Here is a 19,140-nt window from a genome sequence, read left to right as displayed (position 1 = left end):
CGGCTCGCCCCGCCTGCCACGTTGCACGCTGAACGCACGACCCGGCGAATCCCGCTACCATGAAGGACGTGTTGCTCGCTGCAGTCCGGCCACGCACACACGCCGTGGCGGCGCGGCCGGCCATCACGCGACCGACGAAGCGGGGCATCCACCGATCAGCCGTTGCGCCCGCTTCGCTCCCGGAATCCACAACAACCGAACCGGAGTGCATGACACATGAAGTTCTACAAGACCCTCCTCGCAGCAGCCGTCCTCGCCTCGAGCGTCAGCGCGCACGCGCAGATCGCGGGCACCCAGCCGATCAGCGTGACCGTCGAGCAATCGCAGGCGCTGCTCGAAGGCTGGAGCGTGAAGAAGAGCGTGCTCGGCAAGACCGTGTACAACGACGAGAACCAGAAAGTCGGCAAGGTGCGCGACCTGATCGTCGCACCGGACGGCTCGGTGTCGGCCGCGATCGTGTCGGCAGGCGGCTTCCTCGGCGTGGCCGCGCATGACGTCGCGGTGCCGATCGCGTCGCTCGACGTGCGCAACGGCAACATCTACCTGCCGGGCGCGACCAAGGAAGCGCTGAAGGCCACGCCGGCGTTCCAGTACGCGAAGGTGCCGTCGCCGCCGAAGCCGAAGAAGGTCGACGAAAAGCACTGATCCGCGGTGTCGGCGCGGCGCCCGTTGCGCGATGCGGCGGGCGCCGCGTTTTTGTTTGCGTTTTCGTTTGCGATCAGCGCGTCCGCGTCGTCGGTCGTCACAGCCACACGCCGCTGAACCCGAACGTCACGGGCCCGCTCAGGAACACGCTGCCGGCGCCGTCCCATCGAACGGTGACGTCGCCGCCATCGCATGTCACCCGCACGGTGTCGTCGAGCAGCCCGCGCCGGATGCCGTTGACCACCGCGCCGCACGAACACGAGCCGGAGCCGAGCGGCACGCCGCCGCCGCGTTCCCAGATGCGCAGCCGAATGTGCGTGCGATCGATGACCTGAACGAAATGCACGTTGGTTTTCAGCGGAAACAGCGGATGCGTTTCGATGGCCGGGCCAAGCGCCGCCACGTCGATCGCGCGGAGAGCGTCGACGAAGAACGTGCAGTGCGGATTGCCCATGCTGCATGCGGCCGGCGCGCCGGGCAGCGGCAGCGCGAGCGTGTCGACGGCTTCCGAGACCGGCACGTCCTGCCAGCCGAGCCGCGGCACGCCCATTTCGACCTGGATCAGCCCGTCCGCATCCTGCGCACAGTGGAGGCGCCCGCGATTCGTGCGCAGCACGACCGACGCCGCGCCGGTTTCCCGCATCAGTTTCCACGCGATGCCGCGCGTCGCGCTGCCGCAGGTATCGAGCGCCGAGCCGTCGGGGTTCCAGAACGCGACGCGCGCGGCTGCGTCGTCACAGTCCGACACGATCGCGAGCTGGTTGAAGCCGATGCCGCGATGACGGTCGCCCATGCGCCGCACGAGGTCGCGATCGATGCGCTGCGCTGGATCGTGTCCCTGACCGCGCAGATCGACGATGACGAAGTCATCGCCATTCGCGTGCATCTTCTGAAATGCGATCGGCATGGCGGTTCCGGAATGGAGGCAGGCAAATACTGTACGCGGCCCGCCGATCGCGGGCAATCGCGGCCTGACGGCGGGCAGGCGCCAGCGGCTACGTAATTCTACGTAGCCCGTCATACGTAGTTATCCGCTTGTAAGCGTCCCCCGTCGCGCGGAATACTACGGCCCATCGCCGCGGTCTCTGCGAGGCCGCGGCACGACGCATCGACGTCACGCGGGTTCGGCGCCTCGCCGCATCCACTCAAAAACACATTGGAGACCAGGAGACGCCATGAATCGGGCTTCCAGTACCCTGCTATGGATCGCGGTTGCGCTGCTCGGCGCGTTCGCCTTCGGCACGATCGCACTCGCGCACGGCGAACGCGTCAGTGCCCTCTGGATCGTGATCGCCGCAGTCTGCGTGTATCTGATCGCGTATCGCTTCTACAGCCGTTTCATCGCCAGCAAGGTCATGCAGCTCGACGGGCTGCGGATGACACCGGCGGTCAAGTACAACGACGGCCTCGACTACGTGCCGACCAACAAGTACGTGCTGTTCGGCCATCACTTCGCCGCGATCGCCGGCGCCGGGCCGCTCGTCGGCCCCGTGCTCGCCGCGCAGATGGGCTATACGCCCGGCATGCTGTGGATCCTGGCCGGCGTCGTGTTCGCTGGCGCGGTGCAGGACTTCATCGTGCTGTTCATCTCGACGCGTCGCGACGGCCGTTCGCTCGGCGACCTCGTCAAGATGGAGCTCGGCACGGTGCCCGGCGTGATCGCGCTGTTCGGCGCGTTCCTGATCATGGTGATCATCCTCGCGGTGCTCGCGCTGATCGTCGTGAAGGCGCTGACCAATTCGCCGTGGGGCACGTTCACCGTCGCCGCGACGATTCCGATCGCGCTGTTCATGGGCGTCTATACGCGCTACATCCGCCCGGGCCGCATCGGCGAAGTGTCGATCATCGGCTTCTTCGGGCTGATGGCGGCGATCGCGTTCGGCCAGAACGTGGCTGCCTCGCCGGCCGTCGCCGCGTGGTTCACCTTCAGCGGCACGCAGCTCACGTGGATCCTGATCGGCTACGGCTTCGTCGCGTCGGTGCTGCCGGTGTGGCTCTTGCTCGCGCCGCGCGACTACCTGTCGACGTTCCTGAAGATCGGCACGATCCTCGGCCTCGCGATCGGCATCCTGGTCGTCGCACCGGAACTGAAGATGCCCGCGCTGACGAAGTTCGTCGACGGCACGGGCCCGGTGTGGGCGGGCAACCTGTTCCCGTTCCTGTTCATCACGATCGCGTGCGGCGCGGTGTCGGGCTTCCACGCGCTGATCTCGTCGGGCACGACGCCGAAGCTGATCGACAACGAAACCAACGCGCGCTTCATCGGTTACGGCGCGATGCTGATGGAATCGTTCGTCGCGATCATGGCGCTGGTCGCCGCGTGCGTGATCGAACCGGGCATCTACTTCGCGATGAACGCGCCGGCCGCGGTGCTCGGCTCGACGCCGGAAGCGGTCGCGAACACCGTCACGCAATGGGGCTTCGTGCTGACGCCCGACATGCTCACGCAAACCGCGAAGGCCGTCGGCGAGACGACGATCATCGCGCGTGCGGGCGGCGCGCCGACGCTGGCCGTCGGCATGGCGCACATCCTGCACCAGGTGATCGGCGGCGAAGCGATGATGGCGTTCTGGTATCACTTCGCGATCCTGTTCGAAGCGCTGTTCATCCTGACGGCCGTCGACGCGGGCACGCGTGCCGGCCGCTTCATGCTGCAGGATCTGCTCGGCACGTTCCACCCGGCGCTCAAGCGCACCGAGTCGCTGCCCGCGAACCTCGTCGCCACCGCGCTGTGCGTGGCCGCGTGGGGCTACTTCCTGTACCAGGGTGTGGTCGATCCGCTCGGCGGCATCAACACGCTGTGGCCGCTGTTCGGCATCTCGAACCAGATGCTCGCCGCGATCGCGCTGGTGCTCGGCACCGTCGTGCTGTTCAAGATGAAGCGCGAGCGCTACGCATGGGTGACGATCGTGCCGACCGCGTGGCTGCTGATCTGCACGCTGACGGCCGGCTGGCAGAAGATTTTCGACGCGAACCCGAAGGTCAGCTTCCTCGCGCACGCCGCGAAGCTGCAGGCCGCGGTGGACGAAGGCAAGGTGCTCGCGCCGGCGAAGTCGATCGCGCAGATGAAACGGATCATCTTCAACGACTACATCGATGCGGCGCTGGCCGGGTTGTTCATCTTCGTCGTCGTCGCGATCGCGGTGTACGGCGTGATCGCCGTGCTGCGCGCGCGCCGCGAATCGAAGCCCACCGTGCGCGAGACGCCGTACGAAGCGATGCCGGCTTCGCAGGCGCTCGGCAGCGGACGTTGACGGGAGGCCGCGATGTTCAGCGATCTCGGCAGCGACCTGCGCAGCGCGGGACGTTACCTTGGGCAGGCGTTGCGGCTGATGGTCGGCCTGCCCGACTACGATACCTACGTCGCGCACATACGCGAAACCCATCCAGACCGCGAGCCGATGACGTACGAGGAATTCTTCCGCGAGCGTCAGAATGCGCGGTATGGGTCGGGAGCGGGGAAGTGTTGCTGAACCGGGCCGTTGCAACGGATGCAACGGCCTGACGAGTCGGCCCGGTATCGAAACGGAAGCGCCGCGATGGCTGTCGCGGCGCTTTTTTCTTTGGGCGGGCCGCGGCGCGCATCGCACGGCGCTTGCAGGCCGTTTGCCCGCGCGCAGCACGGCGGCATCCGGCCGCCGGTATCATGAGGGCTTTCTTTCCCTGTTTCTTTCCCGATGGACCGCAGGAGAACACGTCGTGCATGTCGGTGAGCGTTTCAACAGCATTTCCCATCTCGTCGGCGCGGTGCTGTCGGTGGCCGGCCTCGTCGCGCTCGTGACGATGGGCGCACTCGAAGGCGATCCGTACAAGGTGGTGAGCTTCAGCGTGTACGGTGCGATGCTGATTCTGCTCTACGCGATCTCGACGGCGTATCACAGCGTGCGCGACCCGCGCCTGAAGGCGATCCTGCAGAAATGCGACCATGCGGCGATCTACCTGCTGATCGCCGGCAGCTATACGCCGTTCACGCTGGTCACGCTGCGCGGCCCCTGGGGCTGGTCGCTGTTCGGCGTGAGCTGGGGGCTCGCCGTGTTCGGCATCGTGCAGGAGCTGACGCTCGGGCGCCGCACGCGCCTGTTGTCGATGATCCTGTACGTGCTGATGGGCTGGCTCGCGCTCGTCGCCGTGCGGCCGCTGATCCATGCGCTGCCGCCGGTCGGCACCGCGTGGCTCGTGGCCGGCGGCGTGATCTACAGCGCGGGGATCTACTTCTTCATCAACGACGAACGCATCCGTCACGGGCACGGTATCTGGCACCTGTTCGTGCTGGCCGGCAGCCTGTGCCAGTTCGTCAGTGTCGCGATGTACGTCGCGTGAGCGGCATGGCGCGTTGAGCCGGTAACCATACGGGAGCGGCGTGCCGGCCCCGGAGGCGCTACCGGCGCGCGGCGGCGCGCGGATGCGCGGTCGTTTCGGCGGTTGTCGACGCCGCCTGCACCGTGAGCCACCACGTCGCCGCCGCGAGCGCCGACAACCCGGCTGCCAACGCCAGCACGACGCGCATCGCCACCGGAAACGGCTGCAGCGTCGCGATGCACGCACCGAAGATCGCCACGCCGAGCGCCGATCCGCTTTGCCGTGCCGCGTTCAGCACGGCCGCCGCCACGCCGGCGCGGTGCCGGTCGACCGTCCCGAGCGCTGGGGACGTCGCGGCCGGCGAGATGAAGCCCGATGCGAAGCCGATCGCGAGCATCGGCGCGACGGCGAGCCACGCGGGCGTCGTCGCGCCGATGGCCGTCATCCCGAGCGCGCCCGCCGCATAGAGCCCGAACGCCATGCACATCGGCCCGCGCGCGCCGAAGCGTGCAACGATCCGTCCCGACGCGAGGCCGCCGAGCGCGACCATCGCGGTCATCGGCAGGAACGCGAGCCCCGTATCGAGCGGGCCCGCGCCGCGAATCTGCCGATAGAACAGGCTGAGCACGAACAGCAAGCCGTAGAACACGAACGCCGATGCCATCGACACGCACGTCGAACCCGCGAACAACCGGTTGCGGAAGAACGCGAGCGGCAGCATCGGTTCGCGGCGCCGCACCTCGATCGCGATGAACGCGATCCACGCGACGACGCTCGCCACTGCGCCGCCGACGATCGGCCCCGAGCGCCAGCCGAGCGTCGGCCCTTCGATCAGCGTGCCGATCAGCGCCGCGATCGCGACGATGGCCGCCGCCTGGCCGCCCCAGTCGAATTGCCGCGACCGATCGACGGCGGCGCGCGCGACCGTGCGGCCGAGCCAGATGCCGGCGAGCCCGAACGGCAGGTTCACGAAGAAGAGGCTGCGCCAGCCGAACAGATCGATCAGCAAGCCGCCGATCAGCGGACCCGACGCCATCGCGATGCCGCCGCACCCCATCCATATGCTGATCGCCGACGCGCGCGCGGCCGGCTCGGGGAACGCGCGATTGATCAGCGCGAGCGAGCAGGGCACCAGCATCGCGCTGCCGACGCCCTGCAATGCGCGGGCGACCGCGAGCGCCGGCAGCGTCGGCGCGACGCCGCACAGGGCCGACGCGACGACGAAGATGGCCAGCCCCGCCACATAGACGGTGCGGTCGCCGAGCCGGTCGCCAAGCGTGCCGCCCGTCAGCAGCAGGCTCGCGAATGCGAGCGTGTAAGCGTTCACTATCCACTGCAGGCCGGCCACGCGGCTGCCGAACGTGTGCGCGATGTCGGTGAGTGCGACGTTGACGATCGACGCATCGAGCAACACGAGCGTATAGCTCACGCAGGTCGCGGCGAGCACGCGGCGCGCGGCGGCCCGATCCGGTGCGGCGGCCGTCATGCGCGTTCAGGCGTCGGCGAGGCGGCGGCCCGCAACGCATTGAACCCGACCCATCCCCAGTACACGCGATGATGCGCGATCAACCCGTCGCGCAGGTCCATCACCTCGACGAGATCGACCTGATCGCCGTCCGGCGTGGCGCGCGGGTATTCCCAGACGAGCTGGCGGCCGTTCGAGAAGAACAGCCCGGTCCGGTACCAGCGCCCGAGCTTGTTGTCCGGATTGCGCAGGCCGGCCGCGAAGAACGCGCCGATCGCGGCCTTGCCGTGCAGCACGCCCGAACCGTGTTCGGGCAGCGTGGCGACGACGAGCGGCGTTTCGAACACCGCGTCGTCGGCATACAGCGACATCAGCGCGTCGAAGTCGCGGGCGACGACGGCGGCGTGCCACGCCTCATGGATACGCCGGGCGTCGGCGCTGGCGTCGGTATCTGCGGGTGTCATGGCGGGTTTCCGGAAGTCGATCACGGAAACCACTGTAGGGGCGTCCCGCCGCGAGACGTTTCACGTCGACCCGAAACGTGGATGCGTCGCCGCGCCGCGGGCGCTCGGGTGTCGGCCCTCAGCCGCCCAGCGCGTCGAGATTCAGCGCATACGACTTGCCGATCCACACCGCGCAATCGCGGTGGTCGCGCAGTTCGTCATGCGTATTCGGATGCAGGAAGATATCGAGCGCGCCGTGGTTCAGCACGAGCCACGGCACGATGTCGTCGAATCGCGCGGCATCGAACGCGATCTGGTACGACCACGCCGGATGCGGGCCGACGAGGCGTTCGTGAAAGCGGCCGAGTTCGATGACCGCGCCGAACCGCGCGTCGACGACCTGGCGAAACGCCCAGGCCGCGTCCCGGCTCGTCGCATCGAAATAGACGTGCGCGTGCCAGCTGTCGATGGCGGTAATGTCGAGGGCGACCATGGAGAGGCTCGATTAAAAATGAAAATGCTTGAGATGCCGTGCGAAACGGCCGATGCATGATTATCGCGCGTCCTTGCAGATTGCGTCGTGTCTCAATCCGGCAGGACGATGCGAGTGATTTGTCCTGCATCAGAAGAATCGGCTGATCCGACGAAATCGCCTCGATGGTATCCGCGTGCGCGATAACACGCCGGAAGCCTTGTGCGCAGGCGCGCCGGCCGGAATCGCGCCGGCAACACGTCATTTCCTAAATTGAAAGAGCGGGGTGAGCGCTTCACCGGAGCGTCGGTAAAAGTCCGGTCAGATCGTTGAATGAAATAAAGAAATTCCATTTCGAAGGGATGCGCGAATGACGCAAGTCGCACGCCGAATGCGCGACTGAAAATAACAATTGCGGATTCGGCTATTCAAGCGGCATGCGGTCCGACATACGATGATTTCAACGCATCGATGATGGATCGATGCGGGGACAACCATCTGGAGGCCATTATGCGATCCCTCGTTCCCGTTGCCGTTCTTTCCTGCGCACTCGCTGCGCTACCGGCCGTCGGCTTCGCGCAGTCGATCGGCGCCGGCGACACCGCGCATGCCGCGCCGTTGACCTGGTCGGCGGCGCGTGCCGAAACCGATGTCCAGCTGATGCAGATGACGCGTGCCGGCTATCGCGCGACGACGGCCGGCAACCAGAACTATCCGCTCGCGATGCAGCGTGCGCTCGAGCGCGTGTACGACCCGGTGCCCGACCGGTGGCGCGACGAAAAGGCCGCGATGGAAGCACGGGCCGCCCGCGACGTGCAGAGCGGCCATCCGGTGAAGGCGTTCTTCGTGAAAACCGCGTACTACCTGAAGGGCGAGAACACGTTTTGATGCAGGAGACGAACATGGCGTGCCCGAACCGATCGCTCGGCGTGTGGCGTGCATCGACGATACGCAGGCTGCCGGAAGCGTGCGCGGCATCGCGGCGCGCCGACGTGCACGGCATGCGACGCCGGCCGAACACCCTGCGCGACGCGGGCCGCTGCGTCGCTGCGTGCCGCAGCGCGTGGCCGGGGGCGGCGGCGGACGACGCGCCCGCGAGCGAGGGCGAATCATGAAGGCTGCCCGGAAAGGCCGTCGCCATCCGCCGTTGACGCGCGAATGGCTGCTGCCGCTGCCGCCCGCGCATGCCCGCGACATCTCGCTGAAATGCCACATGGCGCTGGTCGCGCTGCGCGGCGAGCACGGTAGCGAAACGCTGCTGATGCGGCTGCGCACGAGCGTGTATCTGGTGTTCCTCGCGCTCGACGATGCGGTCTCTCCCGACGCGACCATCGACCTGTGCGTCGACGCCGAGCGCGTGCTGGACGCGAGTGTCGCGCGCGCCGCGCAAAGCGGTGCGTGGACGCTGCGCGACGACGAATGCGCAGTGCTCGAACGCGTGCTCGCCGCGAACGACGCGTGCGTGGCGACGCTCACGCGGCATCGGCTGGCCGAGCTGTGGCGTCACGTCTGCACGTTCGCTTCCGCCGAACAGCCGGGGATCGTCGCGCAGGCCGCGGCAAAGATGCGGGCGCCGGCCGTTCTGCATTGAATGACCGGCCGTGGGCCGTGTTTCGTATGCGTCTCATTCCATCGCGCGGCCGCGCGCCGTCTAATGACATGACTGGAACCCGGCGTGCCCGGGCGACGAGGATCCATCCTCGCGTTTGCGGCGATCGTGCGTATCGGCGCGAACGCATTCGTTTCGGTCAGGAGGAGCGATGGCGCTATACAGGAGCGGCGGCTACTTCACGTGTGGGAGTGGCCGCGCATTCAGCGAGAACTTGCCGCCGGGCAGCAAGGTGACGGTAGCGGGCATTTATCGATGCACCGTATGCGGCGACGAAATCGGCATTGCGAAATGGCAGGCGTTGCCGTCCGAGGACGCACATCCGCACGATCTCGATCCGCCGTCCGATCCGCTGCTCGATCCGGGGCCGACCGCGTGGCAACTGATCGCCGCGGCGGAGTCGCGAAGCTAGGCAACGGACGTTCGCCCCCGCCCGCGGGCATGCAAGCGCGCAAACGCAATGCATCACACGGCGTCCGTCAAAAACAAAAAGCGCCGCGGAGCGAACTCCGTGGCGCTTCTTCGATACCGGGCCGCTACGAAGGCGTGAACCTCCGCACGGCGAACCGCGCTGCTTAAGCGGCCGTTGCCGACTTCGCCGGCTTCTGCAGCTTGCCCTTGCCGGCGCGCTGGATTTCCTCGAGCTTGATCTCGACGTGGCGCGAGAACACGTACTCGGCCGGACGCTGCTTCGCGATCGAGATGTCCGGTGCGAACGGGCCGTCGGTCTTGATGCCCTTGCGGCTCACGCGCAGCGCCTTCAGCGGGTTCGAGATCGTGTCCATCACGGCCGTGGCCTCGAAGCCGCAGTGGACCATGCAGTCCGCGCACTTCTCGTAGTTGCCGACGCCGTAGTTGTCCCACTCCGTCGTTTCCATCAGTTCCTTGAAGGTCTTCACGTAACCTTCGCCGACCAGATAGCACGGCTTCTGCCAGCCGAACACCGTACGCGCCGGGTTGCCCCACGGCGTGCACTTGTACGTCTGGTTGCCGGCCAGGAAGTCGAGGAACAGCGACGACTGGCTGAACGACCAGCGCTTGCCGCCTTCGCCGCGCTTCAGGATTTCGCGGAACAGGTTCTTCGTCTTGTCGCGGTTCAGGAAGTGCTGCTGATCCGGCGCGCGCTCGTATGCGTAGCCCGGCGACACGGTGATACCGTCGACGCCGATCGGGCCCAGCGTGTCGAAGAACTTCGCGACGCGTTCCGGCACCGCGTCGTTGAACAGCGTGCAGTTGATGTTCACGCGGAAGCCGCGGCGCTTCGCTTCCTTGATCGCCGCGACGGCCTTGTCGTACACGCCTTCCTGCGACACCGAGTGATCGTGCGCTTCCTTGTCGCCGTCGAGGTGGACCGACCAGACGAAATACGGGCTCGGCTGGTAGTCGTCCATCTTCTTTTCCATCAGGAGCGCGTTCGTGCACAGGTACACGAACTTCTTGCGCTTCATGATGCCCTTGACGATTTCCGGCATCTCCTTGTGGAGCAGCGGCTCGCCGCCGGCGATCGACACGACGGGGGCGCCGCACTCGTCGACGGCCTGCAGGCATTCCTCGACGGACAGGCGCTGGTTCAGGATCGGATCCGGATAATCGATCTTGCCGCAGCCGTTGCACGCGAGGTTGCAGCGGAACAGCGGCTCGAGCATCAGCGCGAGCGGATAGCGTTTGTTGCCGGACAGGTGCTGGCGCACGATGTAGGCGCCGACACGGACTTGCTGGAGCAGCGGAATAGACAAGGGATGTCCTCCTTAAACTTCGCGGGCGACAGCTTGCGTGAGCTTCGCCGGCAACTTGAATTCGACTTTTTCTTCACGGCCCGCCATCGTCGCGACATCGACGGGCCCCAGCGCGCGCAGCGCGCCGATTACATCCTCGACCATTTCTTCGGGCGCCGACGCGCCGGCGGTCAGGCCGACCGTCTGCGCGCCCGCGAACCATTCGGCCTTCACTTCCGAGCCGTCGGCGACGAGATAGCTCGGCACACCGCTTTCGGTGCCGATCTCGCGCAGGCGGTTCGAGTTCGAACTGTTCGTCGCACCGACGACGAGCAGCACGTCAACCTGTTCGCTCAACTCGCGCACGGCGGCCTGGCGATTCTGCGTGGCATAGCAGATGTCGCGCGTGTCCGGGCCGACGAGGTCGGTGAACCGGCGCTGCAGCGCTTCGATGATGCCGCGCGTGTCGTCGACCGACAGCGTGGTCTGCGTGATGTACGCGACCGGCGTGTCGACGGGCAGCGTCAGCGTATCGACTTCCGCTTCGCTCTGCACGAGGATCACCTCGGCCGGAATCTGGCCGATCGTGCCCTCGACTTCCGGGTGGCCCGCGTGGCCGATCAGGATCAGCCGGCGGCCCGCCGCGACGTACTGACGGCCCTGCACGTGTACTTTCGTGACGAGCGGGCAGGTCGCGTCGAGCACGTCGAGCCCGCGCGTTTCAGCATCGCGCTCGACCGTCTGGGCGACACCGTGCGCGCTGAAGATCGCGACAGCGCCGTGCGGCACCTCGTCGAGTTCCTCAACGAATCGTGCCCCTTTATTACGCAGGTTTTCGACGACATGCCGGTTGTGCACGATCTCATGACGCACATAGACCGGCGCACCGTGCTGTTGCAGCGCGCGATCGACGATCTCGATCGCACGGACAACCCCCGCACAGAAGCCGCGGGGCTGGGCAAGGATGACTCGCATAAGTGAGCGAACTCCGACGACAGACGCCGGGGTTCGAGGCGCTTGGCACGCGCTTGCTCGCCCCGGCTTGATGTTATGAAGGCAGGAACGAACCGGCCGGCCAGGCCCCGGAACCCCGAATTAATCGCGCATTTTAACCCTATCGGGCCGTCCTTGCTTCGGTGCCGTGTCGGCACCGTTGCAATTGCGGGAGAGCCGCGTCGGCGCTGGCGCGCGCGGAACCCGGTAAACTGCGCGGTTTCGCGGGCGACCGCTCCGGCTGCCCGCCATCGCGCTCATTTCAAGGCCATTCGATGACCGTCGATTCTCACGCGTATTGCCCGTCCGCCCATGCGGCTTCGGGTGTGTTGTTCCAGACCCTTTTTGAAGCCGAACCGGCAGGCGCGCGGCGGGAGGCAGGCCGATGATGCTCGCGATCGCTTTCCTGGTGTCCGGCCTGTCGCTGGTGATCTGGATCGTGCTGCTCGTCGCGCGCGGCGGCTTCTGGCGCGCGCAACCGGCGCGGCCGCTGCCGCCCGACGCCCGCGGCGCGGCGGCCGACGCCGGCTGGCCGGCCGTCGTGGCGGTCGTGCCGGCGCGCAACGAAGCCGACGTGATCGCCCGCGCGGCGACTTCGCTGCTCGAGCAGGACTATCCGGGCGGCTTCCACCTCATCATCGTCGACGACCACAGCGACGACGGCACCGCCGACGCGGCCCGCGCGGCCGCGCTCGCGATCAACCGCGCCGACCGGCTGACGGTGCTGACCGCGAAGCCGCTGCCGGCCGGCTGGTCGGGCAAGGTGTGGGCGCAGTCGCAGGGGATCGCGGCCGTGCAGACGCTCGGCCTGCCGGCCGACTACCTGCTGCTGACGGATGCCGACATCGGCCATCCGCCCGACGCCGTCGCGCAGCTCGTCACGCGCGCGCAGGCCGAGCAGCGCGATCTCGTGTCGCTGATGGTGCGGCTGCGCTGCGATTCGTTCTGGGAGAAGGCGCTGATCCCGGCGTTCGTGTTCTTCTTCGCGAAGCTGTACCCGTTCTCGTGGATCAACAACCCGCGCAACCGGACGGCCGGCGCCGCCGGCGGCTGCATGCTCGTGAAGCGCACGGCGCTCGAGGAAGCGGGCGGCATCGAGTCGATTCGCGGCGCGCTGATCGACGACTGCAGCCTCGCCGCGCAGATCAAGCATCGCGGCAGCGGCCGCCATCCGATCCGGCTCGATCTCGCCGATCGCAGCGTGTCGCTGCGCCCGTACGACAGCTGGCGCGACATCTGGAACATGATCGCGCGCACCGCGTTCACGCAGCTGCACTATTCGCCGCTGCTGCTGGCCGGCACGCTGCTCGGGATGACGATCATCTATCTGGTGCCGCCCGTCGTCGCGCTCGCTTACGGCGCGCGCGCATGGCCGGCGTGGCTCGCGTGGGCGTCGATGTGCGCCGCGTATGCGCCGATGCTGCGCTACTACCGGCGCTCGCCGCTGTGGGCGCCGGCGCTGCCACTCGTCGCGCTGTTCTATGTGGGCGCGACGTTTGCGTCCGCGTGGCGTTACTGGCGCGGCAAGGGTGGCCAGTGGAAGGCGCGCGTGCAGGCGCCGGTGGAGCGTTGACACACGCCGGCGGAGGCCGGCCGCCCAGATAAACCGGAGCGCTGAAAGCACACAGCCCGGATCGGCTCGAGCCGATCCGGGCTGTGTGCTTTTTGGCCGGCTTCCGGCCGATGCGCGCGCTTACCGCTGCGTCAGCATCATGTACATCTGGATCACGACGTCCGGCGAGAACGTGAACGGCACCCAGCCGTAGCCCGTGTGGCGGGCGACCAGCAGGCGGTCGCCGTTCGCCTGCTTCTGCACGGCCATCATCGGGTTCTTCGTCGTCACGAAACGCCAGCCGGCCGGAATGCCGGGCGGCGGCTCCGGCTGCATCGACGCGCGTGCGTGCGCGAGTTCCTCGATCAGCTGGCCCAGTTGCTCCGGATGCAGCGTGATCGACTGGCCGTTGATGGTGAGCGTGAGTTCGTTCTGGGACGGGCGCGCGACGTGCAGCGTCGCGTTGTCGGCAGGCGCGGCAGGGGTATTGGTTTCAGTTTCAACCGCGGTTTCGGCTTGCGCCGTTGGGATCAATGCGGTCTCGGCATCGGCCGGGGCGTCGGCGGCTTCGACCACATCGATCGTTTCCACCGTTTCCGCCGCCGCCCGCGCGGTCGCGTTCGCCGACGCTTGCGCCGCCACTGCCGGCTCGACGACATCGGCCGTCACGGCCGACGCAGCAACCGCGCTCGTCGCGGCTTCCTTGACGACGGCCTCGACCAGCGCTTCGGCGTCGACGATGGCCTTCGCGTGGTGCTGCGCGGCCGCTTCGGCCTGGGCGATCGCTTCGGTATGGCGCTGCGTGATCGCTTCGGCCGCGGCGGTCGCTTCCGCGTGGCGTTGCGCGGCTGCTTCGGCCTGGGCGATCGCTTCTGCGTGACGCCGCGTGATGGCTTCGGCCTCGGCGGTTGCGTCGGCATGATGTTGAGCGGCGGCCTGCGTATCGGCGAGCGCCTGCGCGTGCCGCTGGGCGAGCGCCTCGGCCTCGGCGATCGCAGCCATGTGGCGCTGCGCGGCTGCTTCGGCCTCGGCGGTCGCTTCCGCGTGGCGCTGCGCAGCGGCTTCGGCTTCGGCGGTCGCCGCGGCATGACGTTGCGCGGCCGCTTCAGCCTCGGTCGCGGCGGCGTGATGACGCTGCGCGGCGGCCTCGGCTTCGGCGATCGCCGCCGCGTGTCGCTGCGACGCGGCTTCGGCATCCGCGTGACGTTGCGCGAGCGCTTCGGTCAGCGCGGTGGCTTCGGCATGGCGCTGCGAAGCGGCCTCGGCTTGCGTGGCGGCATCCGTATGACGTTGGGCGGCCGCTTCGGCGGCGGCGGTGGCGTCGGCATGACGCCGCTGCGCGGCTTCGGCATCGGCGGCAGCGGCCGTGTGGCGCTGCGCGGCCGCCTGCGCTTCGGCTTCCGCCGCCGCGTGACGCTCGGCCGCGGCCCGGGCTTCCGTTGCCGCGGCGCGCGCGAAGGCTTCCGCGCTGCGTGCCGCCTGCTGCGCGGCGTGGTGATCGTGGAGGAGCTGATCGACGCCCGTGGCGAGCGAAGCGATCTGATCGTTCAGGTTCATGCGTGTCTTCTCTGCGTAAGACCCGCGATTTTAACCGCTGCGCCGATAGCGGTCCGTGCGCGGCGTGTAACAAAGTGCGCAAAGCGGCGCGACGTGCGCCGCTTTGTGTTACTTGAGGTAGCCCGCCGACCCGAACCAGTCGAGCGCATCGCGCAGCCCTTCGCGATACGGGCGCGCCCGGTAGCCGAGCTCGCGCTCGGCCTTCGCGGACGTGAAATACATCTTGTTCTTCGACATCCGCAGCCCGTCGACGGTGACGAAGGGCTCCTTCTTCGTGAACTTCGCGACCGCTTCGGCACCGACCGCGAGCGGGTACAGCGGCCAGCGCGGCAGCGCGATCGTCGGCGCCTTGCGGCCCGTCATCTGCGCGATGTCCGCGAGCATCTGCTGCAGCGGCAGGTTCTCGCCGCCGAGGATGTAGCGCTCGCCGATCCGGCCGTGCTCGAGCGCGAGGAAGTGGCCGTGCGCGACGTCGTCGACGTGCACGAGGTTCAGCCCCGTGTCGACGAACGCGGGAATCTTGCCGAGCGCGGCCTCGACGATGATGCGGCCGGTCGGCGTCGGCTTCACGTCGCGCGGGCCGATCGGCGTCGACGGGTTGACGATCACGGCGGGCAGCCCTTCGTCGGCGATCATCCGTTCGACCGCGCGCTCCGCGAGCACCTTGCTGCGCTTGTAGACGCCGATCGCCTGCTCGGCCGTGAGCGGCCGGTTCTCGTCGGACGGATCGCCGGCGCTCGTCACCTTCAGCGTCGCGACGCTGCTCGTGTAGACGATCCGCTCGACGCCTTCCGCGCGGGCCGCGCGCATCGTCGCGACCGCGCCTTCGAGGTTCGCGCGCTCGATTTCGTCGGGGTCGGGCGCCCACAGCCGGTAGTCGGCCGCCACGTGCAGCAGGTAGCGCACGCCGCGCAGCGCGGCGCGCATCGACGCCTCGTCGCGCATGTCGCCGGTGACGACCTCGGCGTCGAGATCCGCGACGTTCGTGCGCGGGCTGGTCGGGCGTACGAGCACGCGCACCGCATAGCCTTTCTGCTGCGCGATGCGCGCGACGGCCGAGCCGACGAAACCGGACGCGCCGGTGACGAGAACGAGATCGCGGGAAGTATCAGTCATGCGTTTCCTTCAGGGCCGCGCGGGGGGCGCGGCGGTTGAGCATCGGCGAGATTGTACGTGGTCGACGGGCGCGGCGACGCCCGGCCGGCGCGTGTGCGAAGCGGCCGACGCGACTACAATGCCGGGCTTGGATGCAACGGGAGGGCGACGCGATGAGCCGCAATGAACTGGACGAACGGATCGAGACCTACTACGTGCGGGTGCGCGGCGTCGTGCAGGGCGTCGGCTTTCGTCATGCGACGGTGCGCGAGGCGCATGCGCTGAAGCTGCGCGGCTGGGTCGCGAATCTCGAGGACGGCACCGTCGAGGCGATGATCCAGGGCCCCGGCGCGCAGATCGACCGGATGCTCGCATGGCTGCGCCACGGGCCGCCCGCCGCGCGCGTGACCGAGGTGACGTTCGAGGAACGCCGGACCGAGAAGCGCTTCGAACGCTTCCAGCAACAGTAAGCGGCGCACAACGACATGACGGGGTATCCGGAAGCCGGGCGCGGCCTCATGCTGTCGGTGATGGCGTCGACGCTGTTCGCGCTGATGTCGGCTTACGCGAAACTGCTCGCGCCGCTGACGGGGCTCGACATCTTCGCGTGGCGCATCGTGTGGACCGCGCCGGGCGCGCTCGCGCTGATCGCGCTGCGCGGCCGCTGGCCGGCGCTCGTCGAGCTGGCGCGGCGCAGTGCGCGCGACTGGCGCCTGCTGGTCGCGCTGCCGGTGAGCGCGGTGCTGCTCGGCGTGCAGCTGTGGCTGTTTCTGTGGGCGCCGCTGCATGGCCGCATGCTCGAAGTGTCGCTCGGCTATTTCCTGCTGCCGCTGACGATGGTGCTCGTCGGCCGCTTCTACTATCACGAACGGCTCGACCCGCTGCAATGGGCGGCGGTCGCATGCGCGGCGCTCGGCGTCGCGCACGAGGTGTGGGCGACGCGCGCGTTCGCGTGGCCGACGCTCGTCGTCGCGCTCGGCTATCCGCCGTATTTCGTGCTGCGCCGGCGGATCAACGCCGATTCGCTGGCCGCCTTCGCGATCGAAATCGTGCTGCTGTGCCCGATCGCGTTCGCGATGGTCGCGACGAGCGCGACGCGGGTCGCCGGCCATCCGCTGCTGTGGGCGGCGCTGCTGCCGGGGCTCGGCCTTCTCAGCACGCTCGCGCTCGCGAGCTACCTGAAGGCGAGCCGGATGCTGCCGATGGCGCTGTTCGGGATTCTCGGCTACGTCGAGCCGGTGCTGCTCGTCGTGGTGTCGTTGCTCCTGCTCGGCGAGACGCTGAGCGTCGCGCAGCTCGCGACGTACGCGCCGATCTGGGTCGCCGTCGCGCTCACCGCATGGCACAGCGCGATGCTGATGCGGCGCTTGCCCGCGCGCGGATAACTGCATCGTCGCGGTGCGCCGGCTGTGCGCAACGGGCCGCGCATCGCGCATCATCCACCGCGTCGAACCGCGCGCGTTCCGCTGCCGAGTCCCGCCGAATCCGTCGATACTGACCATCGACTGGCGCCGCGCTGACGCGAATCTGGCGACGCTGTCTGCTTCGCCGCGCCACGCTCGCGCTTGTAATCGAACAGAAGATTCGGTTGCACTTTGTTACTTAGGGTCTCCCCTGATCGGCTACTAGACTGGGCTGACCGACTTCTCTTCGTATGCAGCTTTTCCATGAACGGTCATCTCCGCGCCTGGCCAGCCGGGTTGGCACGATACGGGCATACGCGTATCGTCGCCGATCGCGCTCGCCGTCTCTCTCCCGATCCCTTCCCCGGTGCGCGTCGCACCGCCGCCGCGCAGGTGCGCTCATGTCGTTGAGCCCGCCGCATGCCGCCACGGTGCAGCCGTCGCGCAGCGGCCGCCTGATCGAAATCGATTCCTTCCGCGGGCTCGTGCTGTTGATGATCGTCGTCGATCACATCGGCGCGAGCGTGCTGTCGCGCGTGACGCTGCACGCATTCGCGCTGTGCGATGCGGCCGAGGTGTTCGTGTTCCTCGGCGGCTTCGCGACCGCGAGCGCGTACGGCGCGATCGCCGAGCGCCACGGCGCGCGCGCCGCGCAGCAGCGGTTCGTGCGGCGCGCGACGCAGATCTACCGCGCGTTTCTCGCGACGTCGACGCTGATGCTCGTCGTGTCGGCGGTGCTCGATCACTTCGGCGTCGATGCGCCGAACCTCGCGCTCGACGACGTCAGCGTGATGCTCGCGTCGCCGCTCACGGGTCTCGCCGAGCTGCTGACATTCCAGCGCCAGCCGTATCTCGCGTCGGTGCTGCCGATGTACGTGCTGTTCGCGCTCGCGTCGCCGGTGCTGGTGCCGTTCGCGCGGCGCCATCCGTGGCCGCTCGTCGCGATCAGCGCCGCATCGTGGCTCGCGGCGGGCTGGCTCGGCCCCGAGTTGCTGGACACCGACGGCTTCCGCTGGAGCTTCAACCCGTTCGCGTGGCAACTGATGTTCGTCGCCGGCGTGCTTGCGCGCTGCCAGCCGTTCTACCGGCGCGTCGCGCTCGGCCGCTGGGGCGCCGCGGCGACCGGGCTCGCGTGCGCGATCGTGCTCGGCTGCGCGAGTTACAAGCTGTTCTCGGGGCTGCCGGTGCCCGAAGGCGTGTTCAAGCGCGATCTCGCGCTGCCGCGCGTCGTGAGTTTCGCGGCGATCGCGTGGCTGATGGCCGATTGCGTGCGCTTCGGCTGGATCGCGCGGATCGCGCAGGGTGTGCGGCCCGTCGTGGCGGTCGGCCAGCGCGGGCTGATCTGTTTCGTCGCGGGTGCGGCGATCTCGCTCGTGATCGATTCGCTGCTGCATCCGGTCGCGGGCAGCGCCGATCTGCGGCATGTCGGCGTGGGCCTCGCGGCCGACGCGTGCGCGGTCGGGCTGATGATGGCGGTGGCCGGTTCGGGAACGTGGATCGCGCGATGGCGCGGCGCGGCGGCTTAGGGCCGACGCAAGCCCGTTATTGGCGTGAACCGGCCCTGGGCGCGCGCAAGAAGGGGGCGGCGCGGCAGGCGCCGCGCCGCGCCGCGTCAGTGAGGTGAGCCGATACGGGAGCGGGGCGTGGCGGCGGCGTCGTCGGATTCGGCGTCGTCGCGTTCGTCCTGCGCCGGGTCGTCGCGCTCCGCGAGCACCGCGTCGGCTTCGGCCGCGGCCCGGGCGGCGCGCATCGCGGTGCAGCGCTGCGCGTGCCGGATGTCCGACAGGATCCTCAAAAGCCGCGTCGTCTTGCTTTTCATCGTGTTCTCCCGCCAGTGCGCATCTCGCGAAGCGGATGCGTTGCCTGCAACCAGTGTAGGACGCGTTCGCGTT

21 protein-coding genes are annotated in these 19,140 nt (G+C 68.3%); 12 read left to right on the top strand and 9 right to left on the bottom strand.

What is annotated here, in order from left to right; all coding sequences use genetic code 11:
• Nucleotides 1-216: 216 nt before the first annotated feature.
• Nucleotides 217-645: a PRC-barrel domain-containing protein gene (locus tag CFB89_RS28415; RefSeq protein ID WP_089470840.1), complete on the top strand. Its 429-nt coding sequence runs from the start codon at nucleotides 217-219 to the stop codon at nucleotides 643-645.
• A 97-nt stretch (nucleotides 646-742) separates the two neighbouring features.
• Here the strand turns inward: CFB89_RS28415 and dapF are convergent, their stop codons facing one another.
• Nucleotides 743-1,531 carry a diaminopimelate epimerase gene (gene dapF / locus CFB89_RS28410; protein ID WP_256979784.1) on the bottom strand — a complete coding sequence of 263 codons (789 nt, stop codon included), beginning with the start codon at nucleotides 1,529-1,531 and terminating at the stop codon, nucleotides 743-745.
• Here dapF and CFB89_RS35540 point away from each other — a divergent pair.
• The 4 genes from CFB89_RS35540 (at nucleotide 1,424) to CFB89_RS28395 (ending at nucleotide 4,965) form a co-directional block, all read left to right on the top strand.
• Complete coding sequence (locus tag CFB89_RS35540; protein WP_256979785.1) at nucleotides 1,424-1,648, top strand: hypothetical protein; 225 nt, start codon at nucleotides 1,424-1,426, stop codon at nucleotides 1,646-1,648. The two genes, dapF and CFB89_RS35540, sit on opposite strands and share 108 nt — an antisense overlap.
• A gap of 172 nt (nucleotides 1,649-1,820) precedes the next feature.
• Nucleotides 1,821-3,899, top strand: coding sequence for a carbon starvation CstA family protein (locus tag CFB89_RS28405; RefSeq protein WP_089470838.1), 2,079 nt, complete (start codon nucleotides 1,821-1,823; stop codon nucleotides 3,897-3,899).
• Between the two features lie 12 nt (nucleotides 3,900-3,911).
• Nucleotides 3,912-4,118, top strand: a complete 207-nt coding sequence (locus CFB89_RS28400; protein WP_060174036.1) for a YbdD/YjiX family protein — start codon at nucleotides 3,912-3,914, stop codon at nucleotides 4,116-4,118.
• Between the two features lie 226 nt (nucleotides 4,119-4,344).
• A complete protein-coding gene (locus CFB89_RS28395; protein WP_089470837.1) occupies nucleotides 4,345-4,965 on the top strand; it encodes a hemolysin III family protein in 621 nt (206 codons plus the stop codon).
• A 58-nt stretch (nucleotides 4,966-5,023) separates the two neighbouring features.
• Here the strand turns inward: CFB89_RS28395 and CFB89_RS28390 are convergent, their stop codons facing one another.
• From CFB89_RS28390 to CFB89_RS28380, 3 genes are all read right to left on the bottom strand, one after another.
• Nucleotides 5,024-6,430 (bottom strand): MFS transporter, encoded by a 1,407-nt coding sequence (locus CFB89_RS28390; RefSeq protein WP_089470836.1) that lies wholly within the window; start codon nucleotides 6,428-6,430, stop codon nucleotides 5,024-5,026.
• Nucleotides 6,427-6,873, bottom strand: a complete 447-nt coding sequence (locus CFB89_RS28385; RefSeq protein WP_089470835.1) for a nuclear transport factor 2 family protein — start codon at nucleotides 6,871-6,873, stop codon at nucleotides 6,427-6,429. The genes CFB89_RS28390 and CFB89_RS28385 overlap by 4 nt, the downstream gene beginning before the upstream one ends.
• Nucleotides 6,874-6,991: 118 nt before the next feature.
• Complete coding sequence (locus CFB89_RS28380) at nucleotides 6,992-7,345, bottom strand: DOPA 4,5-dioxygenase family protein (protein WP_089470834.1); 354 nt, start codon at nucleotides 7,343-7,345, stop codon at nucleotides 6,992-6,994.
• Nucleotides 7,346-7,834: 489 nt separating this feature from the next.
• Here CFB89_RS28380 and CFB89_RS28375 point away from each other — a divergent pair, with 489 nt between their 5' ends.
• The 3 genes from CFB89_RS28375 (at nucleotide 7,835) to CFB89_RS28360 (ending at nucleotide 9,345) form a co-directional block, all read left to right on the top strand.
• Nucleotides 7,835-8,212 carry a hypothetical protein gene (locus tag CFB89_RS28375; protein WP_089470833.1) on the top strand — a complete coding sequence of 126 codons (378 nt, stop codon included), beginning with the start codon at nucleotides 7,835-7,837 and terminating at the stop codon, nucleotides 8,210-8,212.
• Between the two features lie 223 nt (nucleotides 8,213-8,435).
• A complete protein-coding gene (locus CFB89_RS28365; RefSeq protein ID WP_089470831.1) occupies nucleotides 8,436-8,915 on the top strand; it encodes a hypothetical protein in 480 nt (159 codons plus the stop codon).
• Between the two features lie 169 nt (nucleotides 8,916-9,084).
• Nucleotides 9,085-9,345, top strand: a complete 261-nt coding sequence (locus tag CFB89_RS28360) for a hypothetical protein (RefSeq protein ID WP_089470830.1) — start codon at nucleotides 9,085-9,087, stop codon at nucleotides 9,343-9,345.
• Between the two features lie 163 nt (nucleotides 9,346-9,508).
• Here the strand turns inward: CFB89_RS28360 and hpnH are convergent, their stop codons facing one another.
• Nucleotides 9,509-10,669 carry an adenosyl-hopene transferase HpnH gene (hpnH, locus tag CFB89_RS28355; RefSeq protein ID WP_012339213.1) on the bottom strand — a complete coding sequence of 387 codons (1,161 nt, stop codon included), beginning with the start codon at nucleotides 10,667-10,669 and terminating at the stop codon, nucleotides 9,509-9,511.
• 12 nt (nucleotides 10,670-10,681) lie between these two features.
• Nucleotides 10,682-11,623, bottom strand: a complete 942-nt coding sequence (gene ispH, locus CFB89_RS28350) for a 4-hydroxy-3-methylbut-2-enyl diphosphate reductase (RefSeq protein ID WP_089470829.1) — start codon at nucleotides 11,621-11,623, stop codon at nucleotides 10,682-10,684.
• Nucleotides 11,624-12,026: 403 nt separating this feature from the next.
• Here ispH and CFB89_RS28340 point away from each other — a divergent pair, with 403 nt between their 5' ends.
• Nucleotides 12,027-13,214 carry a glycosyltransferase gene (locus tag CFB89_RS28340; RefSeq protein WP_089470827.1) on the top strand — a complete coding sequence of 396 codons (1,188 nt, stop codon included), beginning with the start codon at nucleotides 12,027-12,029 and terminating at the stop codon, nucleotides 13,212-13,214.
• Between the two features lie 120 nt (nucleotides 13,215-13,334).
• On the opposite strand, the gene CFB89_RS28335 is transcribed toward CFB89_RS28340, so the two are convergent.
• Together CFB89_RS28335 and hpnA are read right to left on the bottom strand one after the other, a co-directional pair.
• Nucleotides 13,335-14,750, bottom strand: coding sequence for a phage tail protein (locus CFB89_RS28335; protein WP_089470826.1), 1,416 nt, complete (start codon nucleotides 14,748-14,750; stop codon nucleotides 13,335-13,337).
• A 108-nt stretch (nucleotides 14,751-14,858) separates the two neighbouring features.
• Entirely contained in the window at nucleotides 14,859-15,866 is a 1,008-nt protein-coding gene (hpnA, locus tag CFB89_RS28330; protein ID WP_089470825.1) for a hopanoid-associated sugar epimerase, read from the bottom strand.
• A 152-nt stretch (nucleotides 15,867-16,018) separates the two neighbouring features.
• Here hpnA and CFB89_RS28325 point away from each other — a divergent pair, with 152 nt between their 5' ends.
• From CFB89_RS28325 to CFB89_RS28315, 3 genes are all read left to right on the top strand, one after another.
• On the top strand, nucleotides 16,019-16,315 hold the full coding sequence (locus CFB89_RS28325) for an acylphosphatase (protein WP_006480292.1): 297 nt from the start codon (nucleotides 16,019-16,021) through the stop codon (nucleotides 16,313-16,315).
• 15 nt (nucleotides 16,316-16,330) lie between these two features.
• A complete protein-coding gene (gene rarD / locus CFB89_RS28320) occupies nucleotides 16,331-17,230 on the top strand; it encodes an EamA family transporter RarD (RefSeq protein ID WP_089470824.1) in 900 nt (299 codons plus the stop codon).
• A gap of 419 nt (nucleotides 17,231-17,649) precedes the next feature.
• Nucleotides 17,650-18,774, top strand: a complete 1,125-nt coding sequence (locus CFB89_RS28315) for an OpgC domain-containing protein (protein WP_089470823.1) — start codon at nucleotides 17,650-17,652, stop codon at nucleotides 18,772-18,774.
• An 86-nt stretch (nucleotides 18,775-18,860) separates the two neighbouring features.
• Here the strand turns inward: CFB89_RS28315 and CFB89_RS28310 are convergent, their stop codons facing one another.
• Nucleotides 18,861-19,067, bottom strand: coding sequence for a hypothetical protein (locus CFB89_RS28310; RefSeq protein WP_089470822.1), 207 nt, complete (start codon nucleotides 19,065-19,067; stop codon nucleotides 18,861-18,863).
• Nucleotides 19,068-19,140: the final 73 nt, after the last annotated feature.

The organism is Burkholderia sp. AU16741, from assembly GCF_002223345.1.
Classification (GTDB): domain Bacteria; phylum Pseudomonadota; class Gammaproteobacteria; order Burkholderiales; family Burkholderiaceae; genus Burkholderia; species Burkholderia sola.
This window is presented reverse-complemented; position numbering and strand designations above follow the sequence as displayed.

Bases quoted from the DNA above. Each gene is read 5' to 3' on its own strand.
- CFB89_RS28390 (WP_089470836.1), bottom strand. From the start codon at position 6,430: ATGACGGCCGCCGCACCGGATCGGGCCGCCGCGCGCCGCGTGCTCGCC.
- CFB89_RS28405 (WP_089470838.1), top strand. From the start codon at position 1,821: ATGAATCGGGCTTCCAGTACCCTGCTATGGATCGCGGTTGCGCTGCTC.
- CFB89_RS28340 (WP_089470827.1), top strand. From the start codon at position 12,027: ATGATGCTCGCGATCGCTTTCCTGGTGTCCGGCCTGTCGCTGGTGATC.
- CFB89_RS28400 (WP_060174036.1), top strand. From the start codon at position 3,912: ATGTTCAGCGATCTCGGCAGCGACCTGCGCAGCGCGGGACGTTACCTT.
- dapF (WP_256979784.1), bottom strand. From the start codon at position 1,531: ATGCACGCGAATGGCGATGACTTCGTCATCGTCGATCTGCGCGGTCAG.
- CFB89_RS28325 (WP_006480292.1), top strand. From the start codon at position 16,019: ATGAGCCGCAATGAACTGGACGAACGGATCGAGACCTACTACGTGCGG.
- CFB89_RS28380 (WP_089470834.1), bottom strand. From the start codon at position 7,345: ATGGTCGCCCTCGACATTACCGCCATCGACAGCTGGCACGCGCACGTC.
- CFB89_RS28335 (WP_089470826.1), bottom strand. From the start codon at position 14,750: ATGAACCTGAACGATCAGATCGCTTCGCTCGCCACGGGCGTCGATCAG.
- ispH (WP_089470829.1), bottom strand. From the start codon at position 11,623: ATGCGAGTCATCCTTGCCCAGCCCCGCGGCTTCTGTGCGGGGGTTGTC.
- rarD (WP_089470824.1), top strand. From the start codon at position 16,331: ATGACGGGGTATCCGGAAGCCGGGCGCGGCCTCATGCTGTCGGTGATG.
- CFB89_RS28315 (WP_089470823.1), top strand. From the start codon at position 17,650: ATGTCGTTGAGCCCGCCGCATGCCGCCACGGTGCAGCCGTCGCGCAGC.
- CFB89_RS28310 (WP_089470822.1), bottom strand. From the start codon at position 19,067: ATGAAAAGCAAGACGACGCGGCTTTTGAGGATCCTGTCGGACATCCGG.
- CFB89_RS35540 (WP_256979785.1), top strand. From the start codon at position 1,424: ATGACGGTCGCCCATGCGCCGCACGAGGTCGCGATCGATGCGCTGCGC.
- CFB89_RS28365 (WP_089470831.1), top strand. From the start codon at position 8,436: ATGAAGGCTGCCCGGAAAGGCCGTCGCCATCCGCCGTTGACGCGCGAA.
- CFB89_RS28415 (WP_089470840.1), top strand. From the start codon at position 217: ATGAAGTTCTACAAGACCCTCCTCGCAGCAGCCGTCCTCGCCTCGAGC.
- hpnA (WP_089470825.1), bottom strand. From the start codon at position 15,866: ATGACTGATACTTCCCGCGATCTCGTTCTCGTCACCGGCGCGTCCGGT.
- CFB89_RS28375 (WP_089470833.1), top strand. From the start codon at position 7,835: ATGCGATCCCTCGTTCCCGTTGCCGTTCTTTCCTGCGCACTCGCTGCG.
- CFB89_RS28360 (WP_089470830.1), top strand. From the start codon at position 9,085: ATGGCGCTATACAGGAGCGGCGGCTACTTCACGTGTGGGAGTGGCCGC.
- CFB89_RS28385 (WP_089470835.1), bottom strand. From the start codon at position 6,873: ATGACACCCGCAGATACCGACGCCAGCGCCGACGCCCGGCGTATCCAT.